Raw genomic sequence first — 25,182 nt, 5'->3', positions numbered from 1 at the left:
ATGACGACCCATCAAACCATCAGCATCCTGATCCCCGTATTTAATGAGATTCGCTTCTTGAGCGCCCTGCTGGAAAAAGTGAACGCGGTGGATTTCTGCGGCCTGCAAAAGCAAATCATTCTGGTGGATGACGGTTCCACCGACGGGACCCGCGACCTGTTGAAGCGCTATGAGGGACAACCGCCTTACACGGTGCTGTATCATACGCACAACCAGGGCAAGGGAGCCGCCCTCCGAACGGCCATTCAGCATGCCAGCGGGGATATTATCGTCATTCAGGACGCCGACCTGGAATACGATCCCAAGGACTACCCGGAACTGATTCAACTGATTCTGGATGGCAAGGCCGATGTGGCCTATGGCAGCCGGTTAACCGCCGGGAAGCCGGTACGGGCTTTCAACGTGCTGCATTACTTTGGCAACAAATTTCTCACTTTTATGACCAATATTCTCTACAACACCACCCTGACGGATATGGAAACCTGCTACAAAGCCTTCCGGGCCGAGTTTTTAAAGGATGTGGTCATTCGATCCAACCGATTTGACTTTGAACCGGAGATTACAGCCAAGGTACTAAAGCGCGGGGCCCGATTGTACGAAGCCCCCATTTCCTACAGCGGCCGCAACTTTGATGAAGGCAAGAAAATCACCTGGCGGGACGGCATTTCCGCCCTATGGACGCTGGTGAAGTATCGCTTTATTGATTAAGCCTTAAGAGACCACCCTCAGGCTGTGACAGCTCAGCGCCAAGGGGATGGGTGTTACGCCAAATCCAGTCCCACATCAATGGCCGGAACACCCAGAGTAATTTTGCTGGTGGAAATGACATCCACCCCGGTTTCAGCGTAAGCCCGAATGGTCTCCAGGCTGATACCGCCACTGGCCTCCACGATGGCCCGATTCTGGATAAGGCTCAAGGCCTCCCGAATGGTGTCAGGGCTCATGTTATCCAGCAAAATAATATCGGCACCCGCTTCTACCGCTTGCTGGACTTGCCCCAGCGTGTCGGCCTCCACCTCAATCTTGGTAGTGTGGGAAATTTTGGCGCGCAGGGTCTTGACGGCCACCGCAATCGCCTCATTCGGGCTGATATCCCCCAGCGCCTGCAAGTGATTGTCTTTCAGCATGACGCAACTGCCCAGGTTAAACCGGTGCGGCACCCCGCCCCCGTGAAGAACGGCCTGTTGCTCCAGCAAGCGCAGGCCCGGCGTGGTTTTTCGGGTGTGGGTAATTCGGGTGTTAGTCCCACTGACTGCCTCGACAAAACGCCGGGTCTCGGTAGCCACCCCGCTCAGGAGCTGCAAAAAGTTCAAAGCGGTGCGCTCCGCTTTCAGAATGGACGCCATAGGCCCCTGCACCTGGGCGATGACCGTCCCGGCATGCGCAACAGCCCCATCCTGAAGCATGGGCGTAAACACCAAGGCCGAATCTACCATTTGACAGACCAAACCAGCCACCGTCAAGCCGGAAACCACACAATCCTGACGCACCCGGAACAGGGCCTGCTTTTGCAGCCGGGCCAACTGGGGCAATGAATCCGTAGTGACATCCCCTTGGGCCAAATCTTCCAGCAGGGCGTTATGGACGATGCCTTGAATGGCGAGGGACTCGGCGCCCACAGGAGTGTGAGTCACAGGCATCACCGGGATCATACAACCGAAACCCCGGCAAAGACATCGGTGGATAAAGCGGGCGCTGACTCTGGAAAGTCCAACCGTGTGTGAGCCCCACGGCTTTCACAACGCGCCAGGGCCGCTTGCGCAATCAGCCGGGCCACTTTCAACTGACTCATCAATTCAAAACCGACCGGAATGACCTGCTGCCAGTGATGGGACAGCACCTGCGCCTCCAGTGTCTCCAGCGCCGCCAAGGCCAGCTCAAGGTCCTTGCCACTTCGTAAAATGCCCACCTGCTGCCACATCAGGTCATGGAGCTTCCCTAAAGCCTCAAACATAGCGGGCTGAGACTCGTAACCATATTGCCCGGATGAGGCGCCAGACGCCTGCTCAACCAGTGCCCGGGCATTTTCACCGATGTAACGGGCCACCCGCCGGGCCAAAACAACACACTCCAGCAATGAGTTACTGGCCAGCCGATTGGCGCCGTGCAAACCGGTGTAAGCAGTTTCTCCTACCGAATACAGCCCGGGAACGGTGGTTTTGCCTTCCACATCCACGGTGATGCCACCCATGAGGTAGTGAGCGGCCGGGGCCACGGGAATCCAGTCCTTGCGAATATCCACACCAAACTTCAAGCAGCTGCTCAAAATAGTCGGGAAGCGCTTCTCAATAGTTTCCGCGGGAAGGTGGGTAATGTCCAGATAAACATACGGCAGATGGGCGGCGCGCATCTCGGCGTAAATGGCCCGGGTCACAATATCCCGAGGAGCCAACTCCCCATCGGGGTGATACTTGCTGGCAAACAGCCGCCCCTCCCGATCTCTCAGCAGGCCGCCTTCCCCCCGCAGGGCTTCGGAGACCAGAAAATGAAGCTGCCCGTCGGCGTAAAATGCGGTGGGGTGGAACTGAATAAACTCCATATTCTCGATAGCGGCACGCGCTTGGGCAGCCAGGGCGATTCCATCGCCAGTGGCAATGGCCGGATTGGTGGTATGACTGTAGATTCGACCAATTCCACCGGTAGCCAGAACCGTATGGGGACTGTAAACCACCACTTCCTCTCGCTTGTGGTAATCGACGGCCCGGCAGCCCTGACAAACGCCGTCCACCAGCAGCAATTCCACCACTTGGGCGTATTCCATGACCTCGATTCGGGGATTTTTGCGAACCTTGTCAATCAAGGCCATTTCCACGGAGTGACCGGTGGCATCACCGCCCGCGTGTAAAATACGCTGGACACTGTGAGCCGCCTCACGGGTTAAAGCCAGCTGGTTATCCGGGTTCCGGTCGAATGGAACCCCGTAAAACAACAAATCCTCGATGGAGGCATACCCTTCCGCCAGAATGGAACGGGCGGACTGTTCGTTGCAGAGCCCGGCACCAGCCCGAATGGTATCCTGCAAGTGCAAGTCGAGGGAATCATCCGGATTCGACGGCAAGACGGCGGCAATACCTCCCTGCGCATAACGGGAGTTACTTTCATCCAGTGCGGATTTCGTTATCAACAGCGTGTCCACGCCTGCTTCCGCTAATTTTAGAGCCGTAAACAAACCTGAAATTCCCGTACCCACTACCAGTGCGGAAACTTGCCTGACCGAAAAATGATGATTGTTCATGAAGGCGGGGTGCTGCTTAAACACAACTTCGTAATTACTTGGTGATTATAGCCTAAGACTCTGCGAATTTCTTTTGATTTCCTCATAATCACACGCACGCTCATACTGATTTTCTCATGAACACCTGTTCTCTACCCCGGCCCGGCGAGCCTGGAGGGTCGGTTGGCCCCGGGCGAGAAAAGCTGTTAGACTGATAAACAAACAGAGGGAGGAGGGTTAAACACATCACAATGGAACACAGCGCCCTGGATGCTTCCGTTTTGGTCTTACTGGCTCTGATTTTCTCCATTGGAGCGATTTTTGCCTACATCCTGCAACGCTTTCACCTCCCCACCTTTCTGGCTTTCATCCTCACCGGCATCCTGCTGGGCCCCAATGCCCTGAATCTGGTTCACGTTCAGGAAATCCAGACCATGGCCCAGGTCGGTATCATCTTCCTGCTGTTCATTGTCGGGCTGGATCTCTCTGTGGACAAGCTCCGTCAGCTACGATACCAGGCACCACTGGCAGGCCTGATGCAATTGGGGCTGACCGCACTGGCCCTGACGCTGGCCCTGCACTTTCTGGGAAAGTTTCCGTGGCAACTGGCCTTTCTGGTAGGCTCTATCCTCTCTCTGAGCAGTACGGCCATCGTGCTGAAGAGCCTGGAAGAACACCGGGAAATCGATTCGGACCACGGCCGACTGATTCTGGGCGTCCTCATCATTCAGGATCTGTCCATCATTCCGCTCATGGCGCTGGTGCCCTCTCTCACGCAGCCTTTCACCAGCGAAACCACCACACAACTGGCCTGGATCACCTTCAATGCGCTAATTTTCGGGGCCATTGCCGTTGCCATCAGCCTCAAGGTAGTCCCTGTCTTTCTGGATCGACTGGCATCCACCAACAAAAAAGAAGTGTTTACCCTGGCCCTGGTCTGCATTGGGCTGGGCATGGCCTTGCTCACCCATCAAATGGGCCTGTCTTATGAGGCAGGGGCATTTGTAGCGGGTCTTGCCCTCAGCCGCAGTCTGTTTTGCAGGCAGGTCATTGCCGACAGTAAAGCGTTTCGAGACGTTTTTATTACCCTGTTTTTTGTTTCGATGGGCCTGTTGTTTGATGTGCGCTTTTTATTGCAGAACGGATGGCTGGTACTGGGGGTAACCACCCTGTTGATCCTCCTCAAAGCCGTGTGCGCATACGTAGCCGTTCGGGCCTTGCGCTTTCCGCACCGAACCGCCTTATGGGCCGGACTGTCTCTCTTTCAGGTGGGGGAATTCTCCTTTGTGCTACTGGGAAGAACCCTGGACACCATTCGTCAGGTACCCAGCTGGCAAGAGCTTCTTGGCTTCTGGAACCCCATTATTATCGATGCCATTATCATTTCCATGTTTCTTACCCCCCTTGTGCTACGGCTCATCCACCGCTTCAGTAGTCCCTACCTGAAAGGCCGCATGAAACGGGTCAAAACAACTGTCGAACCCGAGGAATCACAGGCAAGCTCTCTGGCGCACGTGATCGTTGCTGGCTATGGCCCCATCGCCCGGAACCTGACCACCGCTCTGGAAGAGCAGGGCATTCCCTACATCGTGGTGGAAACCAACCTGAAAACCGTCCGAAAACTCAAGGCCAGAGGGATTCGCTGTGTGTACGGCGACATTTCACGCCGGGAGATACTGGAATTCGCGGGTATCGAACAAACTACCATCCTGGCAATTACCTTCCCCGACATCCGAACCGCCGAATCGGCCGCCCAACTGGCCAAGCAAATTAACCCCAAAACCTATTGCATGGCCCGTTCCAGATACCGGGCTGACATTGAACGCCTCCATCGCATCGGGGTGGACAGCATCATCTACGAAGAGTTTGAAACCAGCGTCAGCTTTATTTTCAACATTATGAACCATCTACACTACCCGGTTCTAGAAACGGATCGCCTGATCACCCGGGTTCGACAACTGGAAAACAACCTGCACAGAGCGCCCGTCACCCGAGAGCATACCATTTTTGGACGCTTTAGCCTCCTGGAAGGCACTCAAATCCGCTGGTTACCCATCTCCACTGGCAGCGAGCTATCAGGAAAAAGCCTGAAAGAGGCCAAAATCCGACAAAAAACCGGAGTCAATGTTATCGCGCTGGTGCAAGGACAGGATAAAGTTCAGGTGGCCGCCGATCCCGATTTGATCCTGCAAGCTGAAGACATGCTGGTGGGTGCCGGAACCCTCTCCCAGTTGCAGGCCCTGGAAAATTTACTGTCCCCCTGAACACAGAGTCCTTGCCAGAAATTTGTTTATGTTAAAATCAGCACTACTTCTTGATGATTGTCAGAAGTGGGTCAACGAAAAAAGGCCCACTTCTTTTGTTAAGAGAGAAAATCAGCACCCCAATTGACGCAACAGCTTTCAGGAGTTTGCAATCCGGTATGAAACGGTCCGCCTCTCCCTCCACGCAGCCCAAACCAGAGCAAGTGCAAGCCGTTCAACAGGCTGTTTTTCCTCTGGTTGAAAGCCAGCTGGACCCCCGGTATTTTCTGGTGGACGCCGTCTTTGAAAAAGAGGCGGGATACTGGTACTTGCGGGTCTACGTCGACCTGAAAGAAGGCTCTATTTCCATCAGCGAATGTGAGGCCATCAGTCGTAGCCTGGACCCGGTTCTGGAAACGTTTCCCCTACTGGCGGACGTGGCCTACAGTCTTGAAGTCAGCTCTCCGGGTCTATTCAGGCCGCTGAAAACGCTTCGTGAGTTTACGTTTTACCAGGGAGAGCCCGTTCGCATCACCGGCGCCATTGAATCCAGGAACAAGAAAAAAGCGGCCAAGGCCTTGCCTTCCGAGTTGCCCACTGTGGCGGAAGGCATCCTCACCGGATTTGATGAAGCCCGTAAGGCAGTGATGCTCCGTGATAAGAAGACTGCCCAGGATTTCGAGGTTTGCCTGCAGGACGAGCAGGCTGTTTACCTCAACCCGGTTATTCGCTTCCCGGAAGAAGAGGACGAAACGTCCTTATCCGCAGCGATTGACCCATTATAATTATCAGGAATCAAAGGATAAACAGGAGGTACGCCGTCACCATGATTAAAGTTGGCCCCGCGTTGATGGAACATGCTGAACAACTGGAGCGGGAACGTGGCATTCCCAGAGACGTTGTCATTTCCTCCTTGAAAGAAGCCATGCTGGCTGCTTATAAGCGCTACGCCAAGCTGGAAAGCCTGACCGGTTATGAGTGCCGCCTGAATGAAAAATCCGGCGAGATTGGCATTTACGAACTCAAACGGGTGGTTAAAGAGCTGAGCGACCCGGAAGCGGTCGAGTTCGATGAAGAAGGCGAGGAAATCCCCCGGGAACCTGAAATCGAGCTGAAAGAAGCCCGAAAAATAAAGCCGGATGTCGAGCTTAATGACATTCTGGAAATCGAGGTCACTCCGGATGAATTTGGCCGCATTGCCGCCCAGTCCGCCAAGCAGGTGATTACCCAGCGGATTCGGGAAGCGGAGAAAAAGCTGGTTCAAAAAGAATTTGAAGAAAAACGCGGCTCGGTGACCACGGCCATTGTCCAGCGCATCGAAGGCCGCAATGTAATTGTGAACATCGGCAAGTCCGAAGCCATTTTGCCTCCCAAAGAGCAATTACCGTCCGAGTACTACCGGGTCGGCAACAAGCTGCGGGTTTATGTGCTGGACTTGAAAGACTCCGGTCGAGTGCCTCAAATCATCGTGTCCCAGGCCCACGCCGCCATGGTTAAGGAAGTATTCGAGCTGGAAGTGCCTGAAATCGAGGACGGTCTGGTCGAAATCAAGAGCATTGCCCGGGAAGCCGGTTACCGGACAAAAGTGGCCGTCACTTCGCATGACCCGGATGTGGACGCTCAGGGCGCCTGTATTGGAACCCGTGGCAGCCGGATTCAGGCCATTGTCAATGAGCTGAAGAACGAGAAAATCGATATCATTCGCTGGTCGCCCGATCCGGTGGAGTTTATCGTCAACGCCTTGGCTCCCGCAAAAATTATCCGGGTTCTCATCATGCACGACCCCCGTCAATCCAGAGCGCTGGTCATTGTACCGGACGATCAACTCTCTCTGGCCATTGGGCGGGAAGGGCAGAATGTGCGCCTGGCGGCCAAACTCACTGGCTTCAAGCTGGATATCAAGAGCATTGGCCAAGTCGAACAGGAAGGCGGTATGGGCTACTTTGAACAAATGGCCGCTCCGCCCGCCGATTACATCCCTGAAGGTCAGGAATTTACCGAAGGTGAAGATCAACCCGTGCCGGTGGCTGCGGGTGAAATCCACTCGGAGGAAGAAGTCCACACCGAGGCCGATGCAGGCAGCCTGGAGACACTCGAACAAGACACGGAACCCTCTGTGGAAACGGAGGAAGTGGAGGGCTAGACCCTCCCCACTGGCTGGAGGTCAGTCTTGCCACGTACCATACTTCGGCAGTGCATTCACTGCCGACAACAGCTTCCTCGTGAAAGCATGCTTTGCTTGACCAGCAATCGCGATCACCACTTTTCAATCAATGGAAATCCTCCTTTGCAAGGACGCTCCTCCTACGTATGCAGGAACAAAGCCTGTCTAACTGAGGCGCTACGGGCAAAGAAATTTCAGCGCACGTTGAAAAGAGCGATCCCTGATGCTATATTGGAAGCCTTGAATGACCAATTGAAAGGAATCTCCTCACTGTGACGTCCCCCAAAGTAAGAGTCCACGAAATCTCCAAAATCCTGGGCGTCAGTAATGCCGCAGTGATTGATTTACTTGCAAAAAACCATGGCGTTCAAGTCAAAAGCCATTCCAGTACGGTCGATCAGGCAGTGGCCGATCGGCTGATCAGCCAGTATAAAGCACAAGGGCAACCAGCGGCGGCCAGTCAGCAGGACAAGCCCGCAACCACTGAAAATAAAGCGGCCGCCCCCGAAGAAGGCGCACTGAAAGGCAAGCCCGCTCAAACGGCACCCACCACAGCCGCCGCACCCAAAAAGGAAGCGGAAGCGTCGCCTGCCAGCAAAGCCCCGGCACCACAAGCGAAGCCACCCCACACGCAACCTTTGCCAGGCAGTTCGAAACCATCCGGAGGGGCTGTTTCAGCCGGGGGATCTATTCCGGCTTCAGGGCCAAGTACCATTCAAAGACCGGCTCACCCCGCTGCGAGTGCCCCCCAGGCAGGACCACAGGGCCCTCCCCAGAACACACAAGGCTATCGGCCAGCTCAGAGCCCAAACAGACCCGGCCAACAACGCCCCGGCCAAGGTGGTCAGCGTCCGGGAGGCTTCCAGCAGCCACAGCAGCGCCAGGGACAGTCGTCGCGTCGTCCTTCACCTTACGAAAACCGCCTCAGCATTCGCCAAAAGCGCGAAGAGGAGCAAGCGGCACTGGACGCCTTGCCCAAGGTCACTCGCATTGATGAGCCCATCGTGGTTCGTGATTTGGCCGAAAAGCTCCGCCTGAGAGAAACTGAAATCATCAAGCACTTGTTTATGAAGGGCATGATGGTCACGGTAAACCAGACACTGGATGTCGATTTTGCCAAAGGGGTGGCCAAGGAGTTTGGCTTCGAGGTTGAAGAGACCGCCAAGGTCAAACACGAGGGCGAATATACTCATCTGGGCGCGGAAAGCAAAAAGTTGGATGAGTCCAAGTTTCAGAACTTGCAGGGTCGCGCTCCGGTTGTCTCTATTATGGGCCACGTGGATCACGGTAAAACCACCTTGCTAGACTCCATTCGGGAAAGTCGCCACAAGGTAGTGGACAGCGAGGCCGGTGGTATTACCCAAAGTATTGGCGCCTACACAGTGGAAAAGGGCGAGCAGCGTGTGGTGTTTCTGGACACCCCGGGTCACGAAGCCTTTACCTCCATGCGTATGCGTGGGGCCCAGTCCACCGACATCGCCATTCTGGTGGTGGCTGCCGATGACGGGGTGATGCCCCAGACCATTGAGGCCATTAACCACGCCAAGGCCGCCAAAATTCCCATCATTGTGGCGGTCAATAAAATTGACAAGGCCGACGCCGACCCGGATCGGGTGCTGGTTCAACTGGCCGATTATGGTTTGTCTGCTGAAAAATGGGGCGGGGACACCCTGACCGTTGAAGTCAGCGCGCTGCAAAAACTGGGTCTGGATGATTTGCTGGATTCCATTTTGCTGGTATCTGAACTGCTGGAACTCAAGGCGGACGCCACAGTGCCCGGTGAGGGCATCATCATTGAAGCCCAACTGGACAAGCGCATGGGCCCGGTGGCCACCGCTTTGGTTCAAAATGGCAACCTGAAGGTCGGCGACAACGTGCTGATCGGTTCAGTCGGCGGGCGCGTACGGGCCTTGATCGACGATCACGGTTCTCGCATCCAGCAGGCAGGCCCGTCCACCCCGGTTGAAATTTTAGGTCTGGATGGCGTTCCCAACGCTGGCGATGCCTTCCGGGTGGTTCGCAACGACAAGGAATTCAAACAATCGTTGGCAGCCGGAAAGCAAAAGGAACGGGATCAACGCATCGGAGTCAGTCGCTCTGTGGCAGCAGGCTTCAGTGGCCGCTCCGAGATTGAAAGCGACAACGCGGTCAAGGAAAACCAGTTCAATTTACTGGTGAAAGCAGACACTCAGGGTTCACTGGAAGCCGTGGTGGATGTCCTGCAGCGCATGACCAACGACGAAGTGAAAATCAACATTGTCCACAGCGCCACCGGGGATATTTCCGAGGCGGATGTCATGCTGGCTTCAACGGCCAATGCCCTGATTATCGCCTTCAATGCCAAAGTGGACACCACACCGCAGCGTCTGGCCGATCAGGAAGGCGTCACCATCAAGCGTTACGATGTGATTTACCACATCACCGAAGAGATTGAAAAATGGGTTCTGGGCCAACTGGAACCAGAAACCGAGGAAGTACACACCGGTTCCGCCGAAGTGCGTCAAATTTTCAAAGTGGGCAAAACCGGCACCATTGCAGGTTGCATGGTCACCAGCGGCAAGCTGATCCGCAACGCCAAGGCCGTGGTTCTGCGTAACGGCAAAGAAATTTTCTCTGGCACCTTGAATAACCTGAAACGCTTCAAGGATGACGTCAAAGAAGTGGCCACCGGTTACGAATGCGGTATTTCGTTCGACAAGTTCCAGGGCTTGCAAGAAGGCGATGTCATTGACGTCTTCACTACCAAGGCGCTGGAGCGAACCTCACTGTAAGGGCTTGATGTCAGGTCAGTAAAGTATATTCCGAAACAAACCGGTATTCTTGAAAACAAATGGGCTTGCCATTTCGTTTTATTTCAATAGACAAAGATTAACCATTGGAGGTCTTAAGCCATGGCCAACCGAAGTGACTTCAGCCGGGCTGATAAGGTAAGAAAAGCGATCATCCGGGAGTTCAGTGACATTCTGACCACGGAAGTGAAAGATCCCGCCTTGGTTAATCAATTAATTTCCGTGACCGATGCGGAAGTCAGCGGCGATTTACGACACGTCCGTGTTTTCGTCAGTGTTATGGGCAATGAAGAAACCCAAAACGCGGTGATGACCGTACTGCAAGAGCAGACGCCCAAGATTCGCTCGGCCATTGGCCAACGCATTCGTTTGCGTTACACGCCCGAAATTGAAGTCCATCTGGACAATTCGCTGGAGCGTGGCTCACGGGTTACCCAGTTGCTGAACCAGATTTCACGCGGGGAAGTCTAGGGCAGGGCTAAGCCGCTGGCTTTCATGCCCTTCAGGGCCACTCAGAATCCTGCAAGGTTGTTTCAGGATTGCAATGCCAACTGTCTGGGTTGAACTGCAGGCATTTTTAACTGATGGGCCATTTTATAGGCCGCCATCAGGCTGCAGGGATCGGCGATACCCTGCCCCACAATATCGGGGGCCGTGCCATGGCTAACCGACGTACGCAGGAAAGGCAAGCCAATGGTCACATTCACCGCATTCAGGCCCGCCACCATTTTAAAGGGAATCAGCCCCTGATCGTGATAGGCGGCCACGTAGGCATCATACCGCAGCCGATCAATATCAAAATGCCGAAAGGCGGCATCCGCGGCCACCGGCGGTTCGATGCCGAATCCATACTTTTGGGAGACTGCTTTTAAGGCTGGTTTCAGAATACGTTCCTCTTCCTCTCCATCAATTTCACCGGCATGGGGATTGACCCCCAGGATGCACAAGCGGGGAGACTGAATCTGGCAAGACGCCTGAAAAAACTCGGCCAGATTGCTGAGGGATTGAGAGACTTCCCGAATGCTCAGAGACTCAGAAACCTTGCGCAAGGCCACATGACGGGTCAGGAGCAACATGCGAAACTGACGATATACAAACAGCATATCGGACTGAAAGGTTTGCCCGTAATTCTTGCGGGCCAGCTGCTGAAGCATTTCCGTGTGCCCGGTAAAGGGAATCCCTGCCAAGTGCAAATTTTCCTTGGAAATAGGCCCGGTTACCAAGGCTTGTGCGTGCCCGGCGCTAATTTCAGCGACAGCCGCCTCAATGCTCTCATAAGCCACTTGGCCGGGCGGCTTTTGATGCGCCGAAAACCGGGAGTGCTGCAGATCTTCGTAGTCAAAACGATGACCTTCCGGCAGTTCAATACCCAAGGCGTCCGCCGTATGCACCAGGTTGGCAATATCCCCGAAAATACGCAAGCGCACCCCGTCATCGGGCAACTCCGCCTGATGGGCCAAAAAACGGGCGGTAATTTCCGGGCCAATCCCGGTGTAATCGCCAATAGTCAGGCAAAAAGTGGCATGTTTAGGCAGCGTTTCAGGCATGAACGGAGGTAGACTCGTGTTGCTTGATAAACTTTACCACGTTGGCAAGGGCCAGGGGAGTGCCAAACCCACCCGATTTGGTAATAATCCAGCGCCCCTGACTGTCGGTACTCAACGGAATAGAGTCATCTGCCTCCGCCAGTATTTCAAGTTGAGTACTGCGCAAGTCCTGACAAACCTGACAGGTGGTCTCACCTCCCACCAAAACCAGCTTGACCGGTTTATGACGGTAAACCGACTCCGTGAGCAGGGAAAGCACCTTCTGGGCTCGCTCGGAAGCCTCCAGCTCGGACAGGTTATGCTCTTTGGCCAAATTCATGGTTCGGGCACAGGCCTCTTCCTTCAGGGCGCTGGAGAGAACCACCGTATTTCGTTCACCCAAAGCGGCTAACAGGTTGTCCAGCAACCCATCCAGCGGACTGAGTCCTAAAATTTGATCCGGGGTCAGCTCAAACAGTTCCAAACTGCTGCCTTGCCCGTAGTAAGCGTAATTTTCCATCAGCCGCAGGGTTTGCGTGCGGGTAATGTCGGTGGTGCTACCGTTCACAATCAAAATGGGAGAGGCGTGGGTCTGCAAAGCCCGCTTTTCTTTTGGAAGTTCGCTACCCAATTCGGGCCGATTGGTCCACAGGGCAGCCAGTGCGTAGGCCAGCCCCGCCGATCCACAAGGAATGACCCGGGCGTACTTCTGGGCCTTTTCAATGGCCAAAGCGATCTGCTCCAGGTCTTCATGACTGGTGGCGTCAATAACCACCAACTTTTTCCCTTCTTCAATCAGCTCTTTCAGCCTGACCAAAACCGGGCCAGCCCCGTGCAAGACCATGCTCAGCGGGATATAACCCACCAAACCGGGCCGGGTAGCCTGCTCCAACAAGGTGGGCAGATGAGATTGACGCACCGGAAACAGGGGATCACGAGCCACCACGGTTTTTTCCACGGGCACCCCACGCACCAGCTGATAACCACCGACGGTGCGGCGTCCTTCCAGCGGATAGGCTGGCACAATCACGGCGCACTGGGCTTTCAGCTCGTCCAGCATGCCAAGACACTCATGGGCAATGTGCCCCCGCAAGGTGGAGTCAATTTTTTTATAGAAGTTCTCCACACCCAGCCTGTCCCGGCAAAAAGCCACCGCCTGACGCACCATGGATTGCGCTTCCAGCGGCTGCATGTGCCGGGAGCCGGTATTCATCGACCAAACCTGGTTGTCCTGATCCGAGACCGCCTGAGAAAGGTCTTGATGGGCCATCTTCTGGAAGTCCAGCAGAATGTGCGTCTGGGCCTGAGCGGAAAAAAACTGCAGGGCCGTGTCACAGGCCCCGGTCAGGTCATCCGCGATAATGCCGACACTTAAACCGGGAATTTGCATAGCATATCCTTATCAATGCTCAGTGGAGACAGTGAATAACAATGGATTAATACCGAGATCCGCCAATCTTAAACGTCCCGTCACCGGACAGGAAAGACTGACCTAGAAAGAGGCGCCCACTTCCATAGGGGCGGCGTTATCCCGTTTGCTGCCCACAAAGCTGACATCGGTGGCTTTAATGTAGGGCCATTCCTTGGGGTTGCCCGCCTGATCGTTGTAGCGATTCACTTCCAGCTGTCCGGTCACACTGACCAGGGCGCCTTTCTTGATCCACTCACCCACAAACTCCGCCTTACGGCCCCACACCTCGATGGTGAACCAGTCCGTAATACGATTTTCCTTGGAGTAATTCCGATCCACGGCCACCGAGAACCGGGCTTTAACGCTGCCGCTTTCAAAGTATTTGATCTCGGGGTCCTGACCCAAACGGCCCACAATGGTTACGGAGTTTGCCATAACAGAAGTCTCCAAAGTTTTTTACAATGAATGAGGCCCATTATACCGTAAGGAGCAATGATCTCCCAACCGATCCGGCAAGCATGAGGGCAAAGCCTGGAAAGCTCGCCGAAAGCACGCCTACCCCCAACGCGCTAGACGTCCTGAGCCAACAGTGTCTCCAGCTCGTCGTGCAGGTCATTCCCGTTGGTGCCAACCAGATGAATGCGCCGCTCCGCATAGGGAACCGGCCCCCCGGTCAGGCTGGTCACCTTGCCCCCGGCTTCTTCCACCAGCAAAATGCCAGCGGCCACATCCCAAATGGAGAGCTTCAACTCCCAGAAACCATCCAGCCGGCTGCAAGCCACGTAGGCCAAATCCAACGCCGCGGCCCCCGGACGACGCACCCCCTGACAATGCGGGGCGATGCGCTCAAAGTGCCGCAGATTATTCACGGTCGAGGTGGCGATATCGTAGGGAAAACCGGTGGCCAGCAAGGCGTGATTGAGCGTGTGGGCCCGGTTCTTGCTGACAAAAATGGCCTGATCGTTCAAGAAAGCGCCCCGCCCGCGCAAGGCATAGAACAGCTCTTTTTTGAAGGGATCGTAAATGACCCCGATTTGCGGCTGCCCAGCGTAAAAGTAGGCAATGGACACGGCAAAATGGGGAAAACCATGGGCATAATTCGTGGTGCCATCCAGCGGATCGACCACCCAGGTATTGGATAAATCGACCGTTTGCCCTTCCTGAAAGGTCTCTTCGGTCAGCAGCAAAGCCTCCGGGCAACCCTTACTCAGGATATCGACAATCACCGCATCGCATTCTTTATCCACCGCCGTGACCAGATCAATGCTGGTATTTTTGAATTCCACCTGCACGGCCTGGCCAAAAGAGGCCATTTGTATTTTTCCGGCAGCCTGCGCGGCCTGAATGGCCACCTTCAGGCACCGCTCCGCCTTCTCAGGGGCTAACAACAAGGCATTCTCAGCTTCGGTCATCTTGGACGTGGCTCCATTCATTTTCAGACGCCTCCAGTTTTAGATATGATATATCAAATCATAAGACGTATTTTGCCCACCAAATTTACCCACAACCGCTGAGCATTCTGCCCAATGACCACCCCTGCAACCCCTCACGCCATTTTTTCCACGCCACTGCAAATCGGTACCGTGACGGTCAACAGCCGGGTCATCCTGGCCCCTATGGCCGGGGTCACCGATGTGGTCTTTCGGGGCTTGGTGCGCCGCTGGGCTCCGGATTCTCTCATTTGCACGGAAATGATCAGCTCCAATGGACTGGTGTATTCCAAACGTTTTGACGCCCCCATTCTGGACAAAACAGTGGTGGATCAGCCCATTGCCTACCAGTTGGCCGCCCACCGGGAGGAAGTGCTGCTGGAAGCGGCCCGCACCATCATTCGGGACAAGCAGCCCGACACGCTGGACATTAACATGGGTTGTCCGGTTAAAAAGATTACCGGCAACTTTGAGGGCTGCGCCCTGATGAAAGAGCCGGACTTGGCCTATAAGCTCATCTCTTCCTTGGTGAAAACGCTGGAGCGAGACGGAACCCCTACCCCGGTGACTGTCAAATTCCGGCTGGGCTGGGATAGCGACAGTATGAACTATCTGGAATTCGGCAAGATGTGTCAGGACGCTGGGGCCAGCATGGTGACCCTGCATGCCCGCACCCGGGCCCAGGGCTACAAGCCCGGCTGCAAATGGGAAGCCTTCGGCGAGCTGAAGGAAGCGCTATCCATTCCAGTGATTGCCAACGGGGATATTGTGTCCATGGAAGACGCCCTGCACGTGATGACCACCTACGGGGTGGACGGGGTGATGATTGGACGAGGCACCCAAGGCCAACCCTGGCTGATTGGGGCCATTGATGAAGCCCTGAAAACGGGCAAGCCCGTGGCCCCGCCCAACATCAAGCTGCGTTTGGAAAGCGCCTATGAGCATGCCCGCCTGTTGGCGGATTACCGGGGCGAAGTGACTGGGGTGAAGGAAATGCGCCGCCACCTGACCGATTATGTAAAAGGCTTCCCCGGGGCCAGCGCCTACCGCAGCCGCATTACCAGTGTCAGCACCCTGGAGGAAGTCCACACCATTTTGGGTGAAATCGCCGAATATGCGGCCACTCAGGAATTGGCCGTAGCGGTTTAAGCGAACAGCCCTGAAAAGCCCACGGCGATCCCCCCCTCCCAAAATAGTGCTTGGCAATTTGAAGCCGTTTGTGGTTTTCTTATACGCATCATGTTGAATCTCGTCTTGCATCATCAGCACGTCCACCACCATCATCACCCGATGATGGCTTACGGCTTGCTGGCTGGTAACGATTAGAAAACTGCAAGAGTTCAACACCCCCCACAGATTTTCTATCCAGACCCAAATTCGACAAGAACCGTAAGCCCCCGTGTTTACGGTTCTTTGCGTATGGGCACCAAATTTGATTCCAGAGGTTTTAACCACTACCATGCAACCCCTGTCACCATCTCCACAACGCTTCCCCCCCCCGCCCCGCTTCGGCTCCGCGGGGGGTGGCAGCGGCTTGACCGGCATGACCAAAGCGGTTGATGGCCTGTTTCGATCGTTCCAAAGCAATCGGGGGGCGGAAATGCTGGTGGAAGACGTGGTGGGCTTTGGGTTGCTGCGAACCGGCATGGACTTGCGGCGCAATAAAATGTATGGGGATGATTCCTTAAACGTGCCCGCCGCCGCAGAGCGTTTCGCCCGAGAGATTCTTTCCATCCTGACCGATTGTGTGCTGGGGGGCGTGGTGGCCTGGGGGGTTGGCAAGGCCGTTTTTGACCGTAAAAATCAGGCCTTCAGCAGTCAGTTTATTCAGTACCCTTCTTTAGAACTATTTCAGGATATTGCCAAGTCCAGCAAACTGGAAGGGGTCACTTGCCCCAATGAGGCCCAAGCAGCATTCAGGGAAGCATTGGCTGAGCGGATTGTTTTAAAAGACGGGAAGGCCCTGCCGGATAAAGCCCTGCAAGCCTTGAACGCCGTTTGGAACCAGAAACCAACCCGGGATGTGATCAATGATAAGGCCAAAGTGTTGGTGCAAGCGGTTAACCAACAGGCCGAGGACTTTAATCTGTCCCTGCGGGTGAATACCCCCAAAGGCAGTCAAACCGTTCAATTCGCTGCGAACGAATTGCTGGATGACGTCAGTCGTTTTTCCTGTTCTATGGCTGAGGCCTGGAAAAACAAGGGCACGCAAGGCACCGCCTGGCAAGCCATGGCCAAAAAGGCCATTGGGCGAACCCTCATCGCCAAAAACTGGACCATTCCCATCGGTCTGGCCGCCGGAATGACGGCCACCTTTGCCAGCTCCTTTCTGCTCAATGGATTGACCAAGAAATTCTCCGGCATTGATTACTTCCCCGGGGAGACCAGCCTGCGCAAGCAGCAGCCAAACCGTGCGCTTAACCATTCCCCGAAGGAGAAAGGCTTTTGGGAAAAGCACTTCCCGTATGTCGGTGAGGCGCTCAAGAATGGCAATCCGCTGCCACTGGTCGGCGCACTGGTTCCGTTACTGGCCGCCGTGGGCGCCTTTGACACCTACAACCGACGCTTCATCAACCCCATTAAAGGCCTGAAAGAAGGCACACTGAAAAAGCTGTTTGACTTCAGCAAGAAAGCGCCCTTTACCTCCCAGCAGCAAATGGCCGCCATGTTCGCCCTGCTCATCACCTCCCGCCTGCTATCCTCCCGCAGCGATAACGAGTATAAAGAGCGCATTCTGGATTCCGCCGTGGGCTGGGGAGCCTGGATTATAGGCACCCCCCTGATCAAAAAGGGGGTCTCCAAATTGCTGGATCGGAAACTACTGACCCAAGCGGGGGCCCTCAAAAGCAGAGAGGCTGTGGAAGCCTTCTCTAAACAGGCTTTGGCCAAAAACGTGTGGGTGGGCATTGGCAGCACGCTGGGCACCATTGGCATTTTGGGCCTGCTGGCCCCTTGGGCGGGCATCAAGTGGACCCAGTGGAACGAAAAGCGCAAACAGCAGAATGCGACCTTGGGCCAATCCCCACAAGCACAACCACAGGCACAGCCCATGCCCGCTCTGGGCTCGGTGGCTCCCAAGCCGTTTGCGCCAACGCCCACCATCGCGAATCCCTTTAGCCCCGGAATGGCCCGCCCCATGACGCCGCCGGCAGGCAACGCTTTTTTGAACGTTCCCCCCAATTACGCCTGGCCCCAGCGCTAGCCGATTTAAAAAAAGAAGAGACGCCCTGCGGACTGAAACAGGCGACTCACTGGGGGACAGTGAGGCTTTCTCGAAAAACCAACTCAGCGCCGCCCACAAAAAAGCCCCTCAGAAACTGAGAGGCTTTTTAAAGGTTTTCTACAGTAGAAGCGCTTAGATAGCGGCTTTTACTTGGGCGGCCAACTGGGCGAAAGCCTGAGCGTCGCGAGCGGCCAAATCGGCCAACAGCTTACGATTCAGGTTGATGCCAGCTTTTTGAACGCCGTTGATAAACTTGCTGTAAGACATACCGTGCTGACGAGCGGCGGCATTGATACGGGCGATCCACAAGCGGCGCAAGTCACGCTTCTTGTTACGACGATCGCGGTAAGCGTACTTCAAAGACTTCATAACCGCCTGGTTGGCGACTTTGAAGAGCTTGCTCCGGGTGCCCCGGAAACCTTTAGCCAGCTTCAGAATTTTCTTATGGCGCTGGCGGGATACAAATCCTCTTTTTACACGCATGATTTGAGTTTCCTTACGGTGAGTTGTGATTCAAAAATAAACGAGCGGCCAGAACTAGCGGGAGTACTTGGGGTACGGCAGTTCCAAACGGATTTTCTTTTCGTTGGCGGTGCTGATGACCACATCCGGGTTGAGGCGACGCTTGCGACGGGAGGACTTGGTTACGTTCAAGTGACCCCGAAACGCTTGAGCCCGCATCACTTTACCGGTAGCGGTCACGCGGTAGCGCTTGGCACCCGATTTGTGCGTTTTCATTTTGGGCATGACTAACTAATCTCCTAGGGTATACCCTGTTTTTCGACTGGACTGGGAAATGGGACGGTCAGGAAAGTCAGAATGTAAAACGTTTAAAGGGAACCCAAACGCTTACTTCTTCTTGGCAGGCCCGATGTTAATGGTTATGGTACGGCCTTCCATCCGGATGTCCCCTTCGGGTGATCCGAAGTCTTGCAAGTCTACTACAAACTTTCTGCCGAGATCAAATGCCAGATTGGCATGCTGGGTTTCGCGGCCCTTCAGGCGAATGGTACATTTTACCTTGTTGCCGGCTTCCAGAAACTTGATAGCGTGCGCCTTCTTGGTTTCATAGTCATGATCGTCAATCCGGACGCTCATCTTGATCTCTTTGACCTCGACCACGTGCTGCTTTTTCTTGGCTTCACGGGCCTTTTTGTCATTCTCGAACTTGAATTTACCGAAATCGACCAGACGCACAACAAGCGGCGAAGAGTCAAAGCTCATCACCACCAAATCAAGGCCCCGCTCTCTGGCCAAGGCTTCTGCATCTCTGCGAGAGATGACTTCATTAATTTCGCCATCAATCAGGCGAACTTCCATAGCCCTGATTTCAGGACTTAAAATTTGCGGACCTTTATTAACCTGCCGCTGGGGTGGATACTTGGAAATAGAACGTTCCTCCAGACCTGATAAAGAAACAACGGGCTTAAGCGAAAAATCTTGAAAATATTATAGCGCCGGATCAAAAAATTAGCGAATATGCGGAAGGGGGGACTTGAACCCCCACAGCTTGCGCCACATGCTCCTGAAACATGCGTGTCTACCATTCCACCACTTCCGCATGAAGTAGGTAACGGGGAAGAGAACTGTAATGTAGCCTAACAGCGCCCGCAGATCAAGAGGCAGAGCAGCCTGTCTCCAAAAATTCTAAAAATTGTTTATATTCCCTCATGGAAAACGCTGCGTTGACGGGCATCTGGCAAAACTGATCCATTGGCCTATACACGCTGGCCGATTCTGAAAGCGCCCAAATGTATGATAACTATGCTTGGGTTTTCGCGGCGGGTATACCGTGGAACAAACCATCCTTAAAAACATCCTCTCCCCTAGCCAAAACAGACAGCCCAAGCACAAACGCCCCGGAATTTGTTTTTATGTCTGTAGTGAAAGCCGGAATGAAGTGGGCCTTTTGAGATTTACATTTACAAGGCCTGCCCCGTTCAGTTGACAGGGACGATCCAATCCGCACGATGAGCATGCTGAACCGACAGCCAAACGCCAATGCCCTCCCAAGCGCCACCGCTTCGGAGCAAATCGGGCTGGCAGTGGGATTGTCCACCCTGCTCAAGCGCAACAGCGCCCAAGAAAGCCAGACTGCCGGGCAGATCTTTCAGGCAATTTTAAGCTGCAACCAGCAATCCGCCCACTCGGATCCGCTGGCTCAGGCCGATTATGCCCTGAAGCAGGCCCGCTGCCAAACCGCCTTTCAGTTCGATCTCTCCGAACAGCTGCCGGAAGCGGTCAGCCAGATCTATCAAGCCCTCGCTCAGGCACTGGGCACCCCTCATTGCGCCGTACTGGTGGCCGATGAACAAACCGGCCTGTACGCCCTGCTAGAGGATTTGCAAACCCCGGGGGCCAAGATCCACGAATTGACCGGCCCTCAGGATGCCGCCCTGCGGAATCGCTTGCCGGAAGCGATTACACAAAGCTGCTTTCCACTGGAAAATGGTCAAACGGGACTGCTGGCCGTCAGCGCCTCCAGCCAAATCCCGCAGCAGCAGGTCCTGCTGGACAGTCTTTGCCCTGCACTGGCCACCAAAGTCAATCGACTACTGCGCTTCCGGCAATCCCAGACCCTGCCGTTCGTGCAGGGCGTGGTACTGGAACTGGCCTCCAGACTGGTCACCGCCGTGGATCGAGACGCCATCATTACCGCCACCCTGGACATCTTTACCCGTCGGCTGGGGTTTGACGCCTGCCAGTACGTGGGCTTCAATCCCGAAAACGGACAAGGGGAAGTCCTGTTTGACATGCGCCATCAGGATGGAAAAGTCAGGCTGCACAGTTACAGCCACGCCGGACTGCAGGGCAAGCGCCGCAAAATCAGGGAATTTTCGAATCTGGTGGGCCTGCTGTCTTCGATGGCTCGCAACCGGTTTTACCTGCACCTGAACGGACAAAAACTGGGTGAACGTTCATTGGGTGATATCTTCGGCGTGAAGCACGTGCAATCGGCCCTGCTATTGCCCATGGTGGACCTGGCCACCGGGGAGATCCAGGGGACTTTCAACCTGTTTTACACCAGCGACGCCCTGATCGGCGAGGAAAGCCGTCAGGTGGCGCAAGAAGCCGTTCGATTGGCTTCTCAGGCCATCAGCAGGGCGCTGGTTCTGGAAAAGGCTCTGGCCATGGCCTCCAGCGATGAGCTGACCGGGCTGATGAATCGCCGGGGATACTATCAACGGTTTGAATCGGAACTGGAGCGGGCCCGCCGCAACCAGACCCCGCTTTGCGTGGCCTTAATAGACGTCGATCACTTTAAGCACTTCAATGATACCTACGGTCACCTCAGCGGCGATCTGGTGCTGAAAGCGCTGGCCGAACTGTTCACTCAAAAACTGCGTCGTAGTGACGTGATTTGCCGTTTCGGCGGAGAAGAATTCGCCATTTTACTGCCGGATACCAACCTGAAGTCGGCGGTGGAGCTGATGGAGCGGGTTCGGCAGACGGTGGAGAGCCTGAGCATTACCGGCATCAACGGAGAAGCGCTCAAGGTCACCATCAGTGTGGGGGTGGCCGAAGTGAATACCCTGCCCAAAGCCAGCCTGCACCGCTCCGAGATTTCCGATACGCTGGCCCTGGCCGATGAGCAACTGTACGCGGCCAAAAATCAGGGTCGCAACCGGGTTTGCTATGCCCGCCCCGGGGAGACCAGCCAGCAAGTCTTTCAAGCAGGATAGCGCCAGCGCCCGAAAGGCTTATCTGACAGAAAGCTCCGCCCCAAAAACCCGGCTAACTGATGCCGGTTTTTAAAATATCGTGCATATGCACCACCCCAATAGGCTGCCCCTGCGGGGAGCAACTGACCAGCACGGTGATTTTATGGGTTTCCATCAGGCGCAAGGCCGTCACCGCCAAGGCGTCCGGCTCAATTTGCTTGGGCGACACGGTCATGACCTCAGCCAGTGGAATGGTTCGGGGGTCATTGAAGCGAGTGAGAGCCCGGCGCACGTCTCCGTCCGTCAAAATCCCCTGCATCACACCCTGAGCGTCCAGCACAATGGCCAGCCCCAGCTTTTTGGAGCTGACTTCCATCAGGGCATCCAGAAAGGGGGTATCCACGGACACCCGTGGCAAGCTGTCCCCGGTGTGCATGACATCGGAGACCCGCAATAACAAACGCTTCCCTAAATTGCCCGCCGGGTGAAACAGGGCAAAATCATCCGGGGAAAAGCCCCGACGCTCCAGCAACACCACCGCCAAAGCATCTCCCAAGGCCAGGGTAGCCGTGGTGCTGGCAGTGGGGGCCAAGCCCAAAGGACAGGCCTCCTGCCGCACGGCGATATTCAAGACCACATCGCTTTGCTGGGCCAGCGTGGAACTGACCTTACCGGTCATGCCAATCAGGGGAACTCCGAATCGCTTCACCAACGGTAAAATCCCGAGAATTTCGGGGGTTTCCCCGCTATTGGAGATGGCAATCACCATATCCTGCGGGGTCAGCAAGCCCAAATCCCCATGGCTGCCTTCGGCAGGGTGCAAAAAGTAACTGGGCGTTCCGGTGCTGGACAGGGTGGCGGCGATTTTCTTGCCAATGTGCCCGGATTTCCCCATGCCGGTAATCACCACCCGGCCGGTGCAGGCCTCAATCAATTCCACGGCCCGCACGAACTGATCGTCCATTTGAGCCTTCAAGTCTTCAAGGGCCTGAATTTCAATATCCACCACCCCACGGGCACGGGCCAGCAATGCTTCCGGGGCATCCGGCACGTTTTGGAGAGGGACTGGAGGAAGGGGAGGGGTCTGAGAGAGTGGCTGAGCAATGGGAGCAGAATTGGTCGAAGCGTTTGACATGAAAAAAGCGGCATCCTGTTTTCAATTACGAGAATAAAACCCAGCCCGATTGTAGCATTGACCTGGGCTGGCCCCAAGGAAGCGCCCCTCCAAACCAAGAGTGGGCGGCCTTTTGAAGTGATCGCTGAGCGAAGCCCCCCGATTACGCCAGACGGCCAAACCGGGGGAGTCTCTCAAACGGCAGGTACCGGCGATTAGAACTCCGGATCGTGCTTCCGCTCGGGCTTTTCTGTTTTTTGCAGAATCTTGATATGCTCCACATCCACCCAGGGCTCATCCAGCGCGTTGCTGAACTGTGTGCCCACAATCTGGATTTTGTCGCCGGTTTCCAGATCCATCACCTCACTGCTCTTCTTGCGAGGAAAGAACAGCTTCAGCTCGGAAAGCGGTATGGTGTGCTGAGACACATCGGGACGCAGGATGAAAAAGCTGACGTAATCCCGGGAATCGCGGAAGGCTTTTTTATAGTCCAGGGCCGTATCGGCAAAGCGGTTGAACACGCCGGTAAAGGTCACCTTCTGGTTCAGGTGCCGGGACGGGTTTTTCAGCAGCTCCAGACTGTCCACCTTGGTGGCGCTGGCCACGCTGGCTTCAATCTCCTTGTCCAGGGCCGCTTTTTCCTTGGCGTCCAGCTTGCCCATGGGTTCTTTTTTATCCACTTTATCCGTAGCAGGGGGCTTACCGGGTTCTTTTTTCTGAACCGGGGTCGGCTTGCTGGCTGGAGGGGCAGCCATTACAGAAGCGGGCATTGCCAGCGCGGAAAACAGGAACAAAGCGGACAAGGCCAGTGGCAAAAAACGCTGGCTGCCAGACTGACGGTTTAAGGGTTGGCTGTGCATATTGAAAAGTCCCATCCTATTTATAATTTGGCTATACAAGTATGAAAGTGGCGTGGCCGCCGTTGTGTGAAAATCATGGGTATAAAAATACATTTCGGGCGCTGAATGCCATCCTGCGGCCTATTTTACCTCTTATTGGACTCAATGGGTACCGCAGCCGGTAAAACCACCTCTGGAACGGTCACCGTGCGAGGCGTAGCCACCGGCGGCTGAACGGACTGAGGCATAGGGACCACCGGGTTCTGTGAGTGTTGAATGACCGTCCCTTGCACGTTGGTTTCCACGGCCAAGGCCTTGTTCAGGCTATTGGCCAGCTCAGCGGCGGTATTGGCGGTATAAAACTGGCCCTTGGTAGCCAAGGCCACGCAGCGCAATTGCTTCACCGCCGCATAGTCCTGTAAGCCAAGCCCAATCACGTTGATTTTGATGTGAATACCCATTTGCTGCATTTTCACAGCCACATCGCAGGGGTCCTCCCCACAGGTCTCAATGCCATCGCTGATCAGAATAATGGAATGGGTGCCATTGACCGCGTTGAAGTCTTCCTGCAGGGAGCGCAATACCGTGTAGCTGATGGGGGTGGCCCCGGTGGGGCGCAGGCCAATCATTTTACTGGCGATCAGGTTGCGGTTGTTCTCTCCCAGGGGTACCAACAGGCTGGTGGCCTTGCAGGCGGTAAACTGGTTGGCGGAATTGCCATAGACCCTCAAGCCCACCCGGGTACGGGGCGAAATATTGCGCAACACGTCCAGCACGGTGCGCTTGGCGGCAATCATTTTATTCTCGCCGCTTTGCTCAATGGGCTCAGACATGGAGTACGAGGAATCCAGAATGATCATGACGTTCTCTGGCCCGGCCTGTTGGTTCAATCCCTGCTGGCTTTGCTGGACATTACCAGTAATGGGCGGCAACTGAGCCTTGGCCGTTGAGGGAACCATCCCCATGGCCGCCAGAGCCACACTGACCGTGATCACAGCCAACCAGGAGAGGGACGGATACCCCATCCTGCCTATCGGCGCATTCTTTACCGTTTGTCTGGAACCTTGCACAAAAGCCTCAATCCGGTTCACAATATGATTCAACCAGTAACGCTGAGATCGATCATCCTGATGACTCATGACGCCATCCTCCCCCAACAGGTTCCGGTGCCCCATCCCAAACCCCGATCAAGTCAGCCGTCCGCCGCTCAAAGGATGAGGCAACGGACAGATTCGGGTAGGCACGTCTCATCCACCATCATAGCAGGCAATTGGATGGCCAGCCTCACCCGCTTCCAAAAAATAAACAAACTTTCGATACCATGCCGCCCAAGGCCCCACAGGAAGGACTCATCAAAGAGAACGGGGTGAGTAACGCTGCGGCAGACTGAGCGCATTAACGCAAACCGTCCCCAGTCAGCAGGCCGGGCTCCCCCAAACCATGAGGCGGAAGATGGGCTTTTAAAAAACGGGCAAAAAAAAATCTCTTGCGTGAGGGGGAAAAGTGCAAGAGATCGGATAGAGAGAGGCAGTATTTATTAAATGAGAGACATTATGTTTTGGTGTGT

The 25,182-nt window shown here is 55.1% G+C and carries 22 protein-coding genes and 1 tRNA gene; 10 read left to right on the top strand and 13 right to left on the bottom strand.

All coding sequences use genetic code 11. From position 1 onward, the window contains the following. Positions 1-708, top strand: a complete 708-nt coding sequence (locus tag DF283_RS03150) for a glycosyltransferase family 2 protein (RefSeq protein ID WP_303673255.1) — start codon at positions 1-3, stop codon at positions 706-708. A gap of 53 nt (positions 709-761) precedes the next feature. On the opposite strand, the gene nadC is transcribed toward DF283_RS03150, so the two are convergent. Both nadC and nadB read right to left on the bottom strand, forming a co-directional pair. Then, positions 762-1,634 (bottom strand): carboxylating nicotinate-nucleotide diphosphorylase, encoded by an 873-nt coding sequence (gene nadC, locus DF283_RS03145; protein WP_303673254.1) that lies wholly within the window; start codon positions 1,632-1,634, stop codon positions 762-764. 14 nt (positions 1,635-1,648) lie between these two features. Continuing rightward, positions 1,649-3,235: an L-aspartate oxidase gene (gene nadB / locus DF283_RS03140; protein WP_303673253.1), complete on the bottom strand. Its 1,587-nt coding sequence runs from the start codon at positions 3,233-3,235 to the stop codon at positions 1,649-1,651. A gap of 230 nt (positions 3,236-3,465) precedes the next feature. Here nadB and DF283_RS03135 point away from each other — a divergent pair, with 230 nt between their 5' ends. The 6 genes from DF283_RS03135 (at position 3,466) to rbfA (ending at position 10,881) form a co-directional block, all read left to right on the top strand. Continuing rightward, positions 3,466-5,478: a monovalent cation:proton antiporter family protein gene (locus tag DF283_RS03135; RefSeq protein ID WP_303673252.1), complete on the top strand. Its 2,013-nt coding sequence runs from the start codon at positions 3,466-3,468 to the stop codon at positions 5,476-5,478. A 158-nt stretch (positions 5,479-5,636) separates the two neighbouring features. Beyond that, complete coding sequence (locus DF283_RS03130; RefSeq protein WP_303673251.1) at positions 5,637-6,242, top strand: ribosome maturation factor RimP; 606 nt, start codon at positions 5,637-5,639, stop codon at positions 6,240-6,242. A gap of 41 nt (positions 6,243-6,283) precedes the next feature. Next, the gene (gene nusA, locus DF283_RS03125; protein WP_303673250.1) at positions 6,284-7,600 is read left to right on the top strand and encodes a transcription termination factor NusA; all 1,317 of its coding nucleotides are present in this window, start codon (positions 6,284-6,286) and stop codon (positions 7,598-7,600) included. A 27-nt stretch (positions 7,601-7,627) separates the two neighbouring features. Continuing rightward, positions 7,628-7,897, top strand: coding sequence for a YlxR family protein (locus DF283_RS12785; RefSeq protein ID WP_443082984.1), 270 nt, complete (start codon positions 7,628-7,630; stop codon positions 7,895-7,897). Then, on the top strand, positions 7,894-10,392 hold the full coding sequence (gene infB / locus DF283_RS03120; protein ID WP_303673249.1) for a translation initiation factor IF-2: 2,499 nt from the start codon (positions 7,894-7,896) through the stop codon (positions 10,390-10,392). The genes DF283_RS12785 and infB overlap by 4 nt, the downstream gene beginning before the upstream one ends. A 120-nt stretch (positions 10,393-10,512) precedes the next feature. Continuing rightward, positions 10,513-10,881 (top strand): 30S ribosome-binding factor RbfA, encoded by a 369-nt coding sequence (rbfA, locus tag DF283_RS03115; protein WP_303673248.1) that lies wholly within the window; start codon positions 10,513-10,515, stop codon positions 10,879-10,881. Positions 10,882-10,943: 62 nt separating this feature from the next. Here the strand turns inward: rbfA and DF283_RS03110 are convergent, their stop codons facing one another. The 4 genes from DF283_RS03110 to DF283_RS03095 form a co-directional block, all read right to left on the bottom strand. Next, on the bottom strand, positions 10,944-11,957 hold the full coding sequence (locus DF283_RS03110) for a PdxA family dehydrogenase (RefSeq protein WP_303673247.1): 1,014 nt from the start codon (positions 11,955-11,957) through the stop codon (positions 10,944-10,946). Further along, positions 11,950-13,326: a four-carbon acid sugar kinase family protein gene (locus DF283_RS03105; RefSeq protein ID WP_303673246.1), complete on the bottom strand. Its 1,377-nt coding sequence runs from the start codon at positions 13,324-13,326 to the stop codon at positions 11,950-11,952. The genes DF283_RS03110 and DF283_RS03105 overlap by 8 nt, the downstream gene beginning before the upstream one ends. 102 nt (positions 13,327-13,428) lie before the next feature. After that, entirely contained in the window at positions 13,429-13,782 is a 354-nt protein-coding gene (ssb, locus tag DF283_RS03100) for a single-stranded DNA-binding protein (RefSeq protein ID WP_303673245.1), read from the bottom strand. Between the two features lie 134 nt (positions 13,783-13,916). Then, positions 13,917-14,780, bottom strand: a complete 864-nt coding sequence (locus tag DF283_RS03095) for an inositol monophosphatase family protein (protein ID WP_303673244.1) — start codon at positions 14,778-14,780, stop codon at positions 13,917-13,919. 93 nt (positions 14,781-14,873) lie between these two features. On the opposite strand from DF283_RS03095, the gene dusB reads away from it, so the two are divergent. Together dusB and DF283_RS03085 are read left to right on the top strand one after the other, a co-directional pair. Continuing rightward, on the top strand, positions 14,874-15,926 hold the full coding sequence (gene dusB, locus DF283_RS03090; RefSeq protein ID WP_303673243.1) for a tRNA dihydrouridine synthase DusB: 1,053 nt from the start codon (positions 14,874-14,876) through the stop codon (positions 15,924-15,926). A gap of 310 nt (positions 15,927-16,236) precedes the next feature. Continuing rightward, complete coding sequence (locus DF283_RS03085; protein WP_303673242.1) at positions 16,237-17,979, top strand: hypothetical protein; 1,743 nt, start codon at positions 16,237-16,239, stop codon at positions 17,977-17,979. A gap of 153 nt (positions 17,980-18,132) precedes the next feature. On the opposite strand, the gene rplT is transcribed toward DF283_RS03085, so the two are convergent. From rplT to DF283_RS03065, 4 genes are all read right to left on the bottom strand, one after another. Further along, positions 18,133-18,486 (bottom strand): 50S ribosomal protein L20, encoded by a 354-nt coding sequence (gene rplT, locus DF283_RS03080; RefSeq protein WP_303673540.1) that lies wholly within the window; start codon positions 18,484-18,486, stop codon positions 18,133-18,135. A 51-nt stretch (positions 18,487-18,537) separates the two neighbouring features. Next, positions 18,538-18,747, bottom strand: a complete 210-nt coding sequence (gene rpmI, locus DF283_RS03075; protein ID WP_144102406.1) for a 50S ribosomal protein L35 — start codon at positions 18,745-18,747, stop codon at positions 18,538-18,540. Positions 18,748-18,849: 102 nt separating this feature from the next. Continuing rightward, positions 18,850-19,329, bottom strand: a complete 480-nt coding sequence (gene infC, locus DF283_RS03070; RefSeq protein ID WP_303673539.1) for a translation initiation factor IF-3 — start codon at positions 19,327-19,329, stop codon at positions 18,850-18,852. 151 nt (positions 19,330-19,480) lie between these two features. Continuing rightward, positions 19,481-19,561, bottom strand: a tRNA-Leu gene (locus DF283_RS03065). A gap of 409 nt (positions 19,562-19,970) precedes the next feature. Here DF283_RS03065 and DF283_RS03060 point away from each other — a divergent pair. Continuing rightward, positions 19,971-21,683: a GGDEF domain-containing protein gene (locus tag DF283_RS03060; RefSeq protein WP_303673241.1), complete on the top strand. Its 1,713-nt coding sequence runs from the start codon at positions 19,971-19,973 to the stop codon at positions 21,681-21,683. Positions 21,684-21,735: 52 nt separating this feature from the next. Here DF283_RS03060 and DF283_RS03055 read toward each other — a convergent pair whose 3' ends face one another. The 3 genes from DF283_RS03055 to DF283_RS03045 all read right to left on the bottom strand — a co-directional run bounded on the left by DF283_RS03055 (position 21,736) and on the right by DF283_RS03045 (position 24,754). After that, positions 21,736-22,797 (bottom strand): KpsF/GutQ family sugar-phosphate isomerase, encoded by a 1,062-nt coding sequence (locus DF283_RS03055; RefSeq protein WP_303673240.1) that lies wholly within the window; start codon positions 22,795-22,797, stop codon positions 21,736-21,738. Between the two features lie 194 nt (positions 22,798-22,991). Next, entirely contained in the window at positions 22,992-23,636 is a 645-nt protein-coding gene (locus DF283_RS03050; protein WP_303673239.1) for a hypothetical protein, read from the bottom strand. A gap of 125 nt (positions 23,637-23,761) precedes the next feature. Next, the gene (locus tag DF283_RS03045; protein ID WP_303673238.1) at positions 23,762-24,754 is read right to left on the bottom strand and encodes a vWA domain-containing protein; all 993 of its coding nucleotides are present in this window, start codon (positions 24,752-24,754) and stop codon (positions 23,762-23,764) included. Positions 24,755-25,182: the final 428 nt, after the last annotated feature.

The sequence above is a fragment of the Vampirovibrio chlorellavorus genome, assembly GCF_003149375.1.
Classification (GTDB): Bacteria; Cyanobacteriota; Vampirovibrionia; order Vampirovibrionales; family Vampirovibrionaceae; genus Vampirovibrio; species Vampirovibrio chlorellavorus_B.
This window is presented reverse-complemented; position numbering and strand designations above follow the sequence as displayed.